The sequence below is a fragment of the Frankia sp. RB5 genome (assembly GCF_059816245.1).
On the sequence record NZ_JCBATA010000057.1, the window covers coordinates 45,036 to 51,798 of the forward strand.

At 74.6% G+C, this 6,763-nt stretch carries 7 protein-coding genes; 3 read left to right on the forward strand and 4 right to left on the reverse strand.

All coding sequences use genetic code 11. The annotated features are described in order from the left end of the window. Positions 1 to 49 precede the first annotated feature (49 nt). The 3 genes from AC6EXY_RS25100 (at position 50) to AC6EXY_RS25110 (ending at position 2,634) form a co-directional block, all read left to right on the forward strand. Positions 50 to 907 carry a DNA-processing protein DprA gene (locus AC6EXY_RS25100; RefSeq protein WP_499818284.1) on the forward strand — a complete coding sequence of 286 codons (858 nt, stop codon included), beginning with the start codon at positions 50 to 52 and terminating at the stop codon, positions 905 to 907. Then, a complete protein-coding gene (locus tag AC6EXY_RS25105) occupies positions 904 to 1,674 on the forward strand; it encodes a hypothetical protein (protein ID WP_499818285.1) in 771 nt (256 codons plus the stop codon). Before AC6EXY_RS25100 ends, AC6EXY_RS25105 begins: the two co-directional genes overlap by 4 nt. Positions 1,675 to 1,932: 258 nt before the next feature. Further along, positions 1,933 to 2,634, forward strand: coding sequence for a hypothetical protein (locus AC6EXY_RS25110; protein ID WP_499818286.1), 702 nt, complete (start codon positions 1,933 to 1,935; stop codon positions 2,632 to 2,634). Between the two features lie 46 nt (positions 2,635 to 2,680). Here the strand turns inward: AC6EXY_RS25110 and AC6EXY_RS25115 are convergent, their stop codons facing one another. From AC6EXY_RS25115 to AC6EXY_RS25130, 4 genes are all read right to left on the reverse strand, one after another. After that, positions 2,681 to 3,262 (reverse strand): DUF3846 domain-containing protein, encoded by a 582-nt coding sequence (locus AC6EXY_RS25115; RefSeq protein ID WP_499818287.1) that lies wholly within the window; start codon positions 3,260 to 3,262, stop codon positions 2,681 to 2,683. Positions 3,263 to 3,338: 76 nt separating this feature from the next. Then, entirely contained in the window at positions 3,339 to 3,719 is a 381-nt protein-coding gene (locus tag AC6EXY_RS25120; protein WP_499818288.1) for a hypothetical protein, read from the reverse strand. 155 nt (positions 3,720 to 3,874) lie between these two features. Continuing rightward, complete coding sequence (locus AC6EXY_RS25125) at positions 3,875 to 4,630, reverse strand: hypothetical protein (protein ID WP_499818289.1); 756 nt, start codon at positions 4,628 to 4,630, stop codon at positions 3,875 to 3,877. Positions 4,631 to 4,701: 71 nt separating this feature from the next. Then, a complete protein-coding gene (locus AC6EXY_RS25130; RefSeq protein ID WP_499842416.1) occupies positions 4,702 to 6,510 on the reverse strand; it encodes a VWA containing CoxE family protein in 1,809 nt (602 codons plus the stop codon). Between the last annotated feature and the right edge of the window lie 253 nt (positions 6,511 to 6,763).

Sequence of the window (6,763 nt, forward strand, 5' to 3'; positions counted from 1 at the left end):
CGGAGCCGTCCGTGTCCTTCCCCTTCTTGTTGTGCTGTGAGGAGTTGTCATGATCGATGAGGAGCGGCGTGCCCGGATCGGGCTGGCCTGTGCCGCGAGCCTGCGCCCTCTGCCCACCCCGACCGGTGAGGCGACCTCACCGGCCCAGCGCTGGGCGCAGCTGGCGGTGTCGCGTCCGGCGATCGACCCGGCTCGGGTGCAGGCCGAGGCGGCGGCGACGGGCTGGCGGATCCTTGTGCCGGGCGACGCCGAGTGGCCGCAGATGCCCCCCGGCACGCCGGAGGGTGGCCAGGCGCCATGGGCGCTGTGGGTTCGCGGCGGCGGGGACCTGGGTCGGGCGACGCGACGGTCGGTCGCGGTGCTCGGCGCCCGCGCGGCCACCTCCTACGGCGAGCAGGTCGCCGCGGCGCTCGCCAGGGATCTCGCTGACCTGGGCTGGACGGTCATCACCTCCTGCGGGTTGGGCTGTGACAGCCGCGCCTTCACCGCTGCCATGTCCGGTGAGACCCCACCGGTCGCCGTCTACGCCGCCGGACCGGACCTGCGCGGCTTCTACCACCGCGAGCCCGCCCCGTGCGGGCTGCTGGTCTCCGACGCCCCACCGGACAGCCCCGGCAGCCGGCACCGGAGCCTCGCCCGCCAGGATCTGCTGTGCCATCTGTCCAGCGGCGTCGTCCTCGTCGAATCCGTCCTCCACAGCATCAGCTACACGACCGCCTACTTCGCCCGGGTCCGAGATCGTCTGCTCATGGCCGTACCCGGTCCGATCATCAGCAGTGCCAGCGCCGGCCCTCACCGTCTGATCGCCAGCCGGCGGGCGACGCTCGTCGATAGCGCCGAGGGCATCTCTGCCTGCCTCACGGCCACGACCGCCCCCACCGACCCGACCGCGGAGCAGCCACGGTGAAGGTCGGACTCGCCCGCACCCCGGCCCTCCAGGAGGCGCTGCGCGACGCGGGAATCCGCCCGTGGATCCCCGGGATGCAGCTCGGCCCTGGGGACATCCTCATCATCGACCCGACCCTCGACCCCACCGCGCTGCGCTACCTGCGTGGCCTGCTGCTGCCCGACATCGAGGTTCTTCTCGTCACCACGGCCCGGGCCCGGCCATCGGCGGCGGGCTGGCCGTGGCGGCGGCTGCTCCTGCCCCGCGACCGCGACGACCTCGCCCGGTTGCGCACCGTCCTGCCTGCCACCACCGTCCTGTCGATCGCCGGACGTCCCCGGCCGGTCCGCCTGCGCCTCGAGGTCCGCGACCAGACCCCGGACCGCCACTGCACCGCCCGCGCGGTGCCGCCCGGGGACACCGTGGTGCGTCTGCGGGCCGCGTTCGACCACACCGGACTGCCCTGGCCGCACGCCGCCGCGGTGACGGTCCGCGCGGAACCCGACCTCCACCCCCTCGACGGCTCGGCGTCCCTGGCCGTCGCCGCCGCCCTGCTCGCCGCCACCGGCGCCGTCCCGCCGGCCGCGCTGCGCCGCCACGTCCTCGTCGGCGACGTCGCACCCGACGGGCACCTGCGAGCGCTGCCGCACCTGGCCTCCCTGTGGGAAGCCACCAGCACCGCCGGCTACCGGCACCTCGTCGCCCCCGCCACCCGCGCCACCACACCGGCCGGCACCGTCCACCGGATTGCCACCCTGGCCGACCTCGTTCCCCTCCTGCGCGCCTGACCCTCACCCCCACAGGACCCCTGATGCCCCGGGGCACGACCCCGGGGCATCAGGGCCTTCCTCGTGCGCAGGCACACCAGCACGAGGTGAACACACCCCTCGATGCACCGCACACGGAAAGATCACTTTGTGCTGGATAGACCACGATCCAGCCGCTTTGCCGATCTCCACGCGGATTACCTGCCGTTTGGGGCTGTTTAAAGCTGACTGCGTCGCCTACTCTGTGCCGTGTTGGAAGGACGGCAAGGAGTGAGACGGATGCGCCGCTGGTGGTGGGGAGTGCTGCTCGGCGCCGGTCTGGTCGTGCTGCTGACCGTGGCCGCCCCGTGGCGGGCACACCCCAGCGGGCTCGTGAGGATGGTGGCCGCGACCGGCTGGGGACTGTGGCTGACCGTCACCACGATCACCGGGTGGGTTCTGCTCCGCGAACGAGGTCTCGCCTGGACCGGCCTGCCCCTGCTGCCGGGTTGGCGTGGCCGGCCGGGTGCCGTGCGAGATCTGGCCGTGTTCGCCCTGCCGATATCACCCCCTCGCCCACCTGCCCCCACCTCCGCTTCGGTGGCTGCTCCTGCTGCGGTCGGGGCGGCGCGTCGCACCGCTGCCCCGACCGCACGGACGACCAAGGCCCAGCAGGCTGCCCCGGCGGCGGCCTTCGTGCCGGCGACGCCGAGTCTGGGGACCTATCCGGCGCGCCATCCCGCTCTGACCGGTCCGCAGCCGGTACCCGCAGCGGCCGTGAACGACGAGGACGGTTTCGTGCCCGAGTCCCTCGCCGCCCTGCTGCACCAGCCGCGCCGAACCGAGGCGCCCGATGCCCGTCCTGCGGCGGGTTGGTCGTGGGGGCGCAGGGTGACACGGATGCGGTGCATGTGCGGGTCCATGGCGTTCTCCTTGCTGCGGCGCACGGTGGGGTGCGGCCACGGGGAGGGGCCGCACCCGGGGCGGGTCAGGGGGCGGTGAGGGTGCGGATCGCGGCGCGGGCGATGGGTCGGCGATGGTCGCGGGGCTACCGGGTGGGCGGTGTGGCCTCGACGGGCGTGACGCGGGCGCTGACCCACTGGGTGGGTCGGGATCTTCTGGTCGCGTCTGCTACCACGCGGGTGGCGTCGTAGGCGCTGAGCAGGTTCGGGTAGGCGTCGCCGAGGACGATCCCTCCCGCGGCGTGATGGTGTCGGATGTGGACCTGGTAGCGGGGGGCGTCGAGGAGCCGGGCGTAGGAGGCGGGCACGTCGAGGAGATCGACGTCGTCGCCGCGAGCAAGCCCGGTGATGATCACGTTGCCGTGGATCTGCAGGTCGGGGTGGAAACGGCGGGGATGGAAGGCGGCGAGCGCGGTGGCGCGGTCGTTGCGGGGGGTGCCGGCGGGCAGGGGCGGGTCGGCCATCCACAGCACCGCGCCATCGCGGTCGAGGTCGACCGGTTCCAGACCACCGCCGGTGAGGGCCTTAAGGGTGGTGTCGTTCGAGGGATCCACCGCGACGAGGCGGTGCGGACGCGCCGGGTCGGCGGGGATCACCAGAACCGTGATCGTCGACGACGGGGGGTTTCCGATCGGGGTGGCGGGGGCGCTGTCGCGGTCTGAGGTCATGACGGCTCTCCGAATGCGGGAAGGGTGCCCGGCCCGCCCGGGCCGGCCGGCCCGGGCGGGCGGGCGACAGGGTGGTTTACGGGTGTGCGAGGAGGTCGTCGACTTCGGGCGGCCAGGGGAAGACGAGGAACAGCGGGATTGCGCTGGTGACCGGGACCGGGTCGCTGACTCGCTGGTCGCGTCGCCAGGAGTCGATGCACACCGGGCAGACGGTCCCGAGGTGCGGGCCCATGTAGTCGTCGTCCGCGGGCCATCCGGGCGGCGCCGTCTCGGGGCAGCCGGCGGGAAAGTAGGGCGTGACCTGCGCGGCGGGCGTCATCCCGTAGCGCACCAGGTCCCCGTGGTGACGGGGGGTGGTCAGCACGCGGTGGTGCGGCCACGGTTCGCCGGCCGGAGCCTTCGCGAGGGAGGCGTCCGGCGGACGGGCGGGGTCGTCGGCGTTCCGATCCACACTCATGATCGTTTCTCCTTGGGGGTGGGGCGTGCCCGGGCGGGTCGGCGGGGTCCGATCAGCCCGGGTGCGCGGGCGCGGGTGAGAAGTCCTCTGGGCGGCCCCGCGATTGCGGTGGGCCGGGCAGGCCGGCCGTGGGGGGCTCGGCCTGCCCGAGGAGTTCAGGCGTGGGGGTTGGGGGTGAAGGCGAGGCGGTCGTCGGGCATGAGGGCGGCGAGGATCTGTCCGGCTCGCAGGGCGTCGATGAGGGCGACGTCGAGGGCGAGGTCGGGCTGGTGGCCGCCGGCATGGTCACCGATGGTGATCATGTGGATGGCGTCGTCGGCGGTGAGGAGGCGGGCGCCCGGCGGCAGCGCCGGCAGAGTCGGGGCGGGGTGCGTGGGGTGGCCGGTGGTGTGGAGGGCGTCGAGGACGGCGGTGGTGTCGATGCGCGGGCCGATACGGAGGTGGACCCGGGCGGGGCTGTCGGGGTGGGCGAGGTGGAGATCGAGTCCGAGGGGGTGCAGGGTCGCCCGGGACCCACGGGCCGGGTGGTCCGCGACGAGGACCCGGGGGTTGTCGAGGCCGGGTAGCGGTAGCCAGGCCAGGCGGGTGAAGCCGGCGCCGCGCAGGATCGCGAGGAGGGGGTGCTTGGCACGTCCGGTGGGGGTGGGCACGTCGACCGCGTAGATCATCGGCGTGTCGGCGGTGACGCGGTGGGGGTCGCTGATGGTGGCGTGGCGCTGGTGGTCGGGTAGGCAGGTCGGGCAGACGGAGGCGGTGTGGGGGCCGGGGTAGTGGCCGTCGCGGTCCGGCCAGTGCGGTGCGCTGGTGGGGCAGCCGTCGGGCAGCCAGGGCAGCGCGAAGGCGCGGGCGGTGTAGGGGTCGGGGGTGGGGGTGTGGGGGCGCAGGGTGACGCGGTGGGTGGGCGGGTGCACGGGTTCTCCTTCGCGGTGCGGGCCGGGCGGGGGCGGCGGGCCGGGTGGGTGTCGGCCCGCCGCCGGGGTGGTCAGGTGGTGGTGAGGGCGCGGATGGCGGCGCGGGCGATGTGGTCGGCGGTGTCGGCGGGGTTGGTGAGGGTGAGGGTGGCGTCGGCGTGCAGGGGGGTGGCCTGGCGGTTGGCCGGGGTGATCCACAGGACGGCGCAGCCGTGGGCGCGGAGCCGGTCGAGGCGGCGTTGCCCGTCGGCGCGCTGGGTGTCTTTGAACATGCCGTCGCTGACGATCACGAGGAGGCGGGCGGCGCCGGGGCGGGTGAGCTGGCAGGCGCCGTCGAGGGCGTCGAGGGCGCCCCGGAACTCCTCATATCCGTCGGCGGATTTGAAGGTGGTGACCTGCTGGGGGGGTTGCCCGGGGAGGGTGAGGGGGCGGACGGCGTCACCGAAGATGACGGTGGCGGCGGTGGCGTCGGGGACGTGGCGGGCGGCGGTGGCGAGGATCCAGGCGGTGGAGGCGACGGGGTCGGCGAAGGCGCGCATGGTGCCGGAGACGTCGGTGGCGATCGCGATGCGCAGCGGGGGTGTGGGGGTGGTGCGCCGCACGGTGCGGGTGAACGGCCGGGCGGTGGGGAGCGCTCCGGCGGCGCGTTGCGCGTCAGCGGCGAGCGCACCGTGCATGTGGAGCCGGCCGGGAGGGAAGGCGCTGGTGAGGGTGGTGGCGGCGCGTTCGCGGTAGCCGGCGGCGCGCAACGCGCGGGCGAGGCGGCGAGCGGCGGCCTGCTCGGTCGGGGTGGGTGGGCGCTGTCCGGCGAACTCGGTGGTGGTCGCGCCGGATGTGCGGGTGCCGTTGGGGTCGGAGAAGACGTCCTTCGCGGCGCGGGTGGCGTTCGCGCGGGCGGCGTCCTCGGCGGCGCGGGCGGCGGTTTTCGCGGCCTGGGTGAGGCTGGTGGAGGTGGCGGCGGTGATGCCTGCGAAGGCGTCGGCGATGGCGTCGCCCAGCGGGGACGGTGGGCCGGGGCGGCCGGGGTCTGAGGGTGCGGTGGGGCGGTGGGCGGGGCGGGGCGTGGGCGGCGGGGGTGTGGTGGTGTCGATGCCGACGATGGCGCACCACCGCCGCGCAAGGGTGATCATGCGGCGGATGTCCTGGTCGCCGGTGCGCTGCGCGGCTCGCCAGACGATGCTCAGGTTTTTGAGTCGGTCGGCGCCGAGGACGACCCAGACGGTGGCGGAGACTCGGGCGGTTTCGGTGACGGTGAGGACTCCCGCGTCGACGCGGGCGAGGAGGAGTCCGGCGGTCTGCGCGGCGTCGGGGATGGACATGGTTACCGGGGGTGCGGTGGGCACAGTGGTGACCGCTGGTGGGGCGCTGGCGGGGGTTCCTGCGGGGGGTGTGGGGTGGGTGGGGGTGAGCTGGGCGGTGACGATGCTGGTGACGCAGGCGCGCAGCCAGTCGCGGTCCTGCGGGCGGCGTCGCAGGTGGGCGGCTTCGATGCGGGACTCCTCGAGGAGCATCGCGGCGTCGAGGACGGCGGGATGGACGGCGGGGGCGGAGGTGGTCCACTGGGTGTGGCGGGCGTGGGCGGCTTCGTGGATGACGGCTCCCCACAGGGCCGGGTAGCGGTAGCGATCAGCGTCCTGGGCGGGGGTGACGGTGGCGGGGTCGAGGGATCCAAGCAGCGTCCCGTCGATCTCGATCGCGGCCTGGTGCGGCAGGAAGCAGGCGGGGGCGCCGTGCCCGGCACCGGGGGTGCAGGCCACTACGAGGTCCTTGCGGCCGGTCAGGGTCGGGAGTTCGGTGGTGAACCGGGCGGACAGGCCGAGCCAGGCGCCGGTCGGGAAGGTCCGGGCGACGCGGGGGTCGGTGATCGTGTGCTGGGACATGGCTCTCCTTCGGACATGCGCAGGGAGGGGTGGGGGCGGGGCCGCCCCGGGGGCCCCCGCCCGGCCCCCCCACACCGGGGGCGGGTGTAATTGGCGGCGAGGGGGACGGGGGGTTTACCCCCCCCGGAAACCAGGGGGGCGACCGGGGTGAACAAGGCGCGGGGCTGCCCCCCGCCGACACCCACCAGGTGGGAGGAAACGGAAAAGGAAAAAAACAGCGCGGGGGGAGTATGGGTGGGGAGGAGGTGGGCGT

What these genes read in the sequence shown, in the direction of transcription:
- AC6EXY_RS25100 (WP_499818284.1), top strand. Translation starts at nt 50, where the DNA reads ATGATCGATGAGGAGCGGCGTGCCCGGATCGGGCTGGCCTGTGCCGCG.
- AC6EXY_RS25110 (WP_499818286.1), top strand. Translation starts at nt 1,933, where the DNA reads ATGCGCCGCTGGTGGTGGGGAGTGCTGCTCGGCGCCGGTCTGGTCGTG.
- AC6EXY_RS25115 (WP_499818287.1), bottom strand. Translation starts at nt 3,262, where the DNA reads ATGACCTCAGACCGCGACAGCGCCCCCGCCACCCCGATCGGAAACCCC.
- AC6EXY_RS25120 (WP_499818288.1), bottom strand. Translation starts at nt 3,719, where the DNA reads ATGAGTGTGGATCGGAACGCCGACGACCCCGCCCGTCCGCCGGACGCC.
- AC6EXY_RS25130 (WP_499842416.1), bottom strand. Translation starts at nt 6,510, where the DNA reads ATGTCCCAGCACACGATCACCGACCCCCGCGTCGCCCGGACCTTCCCG.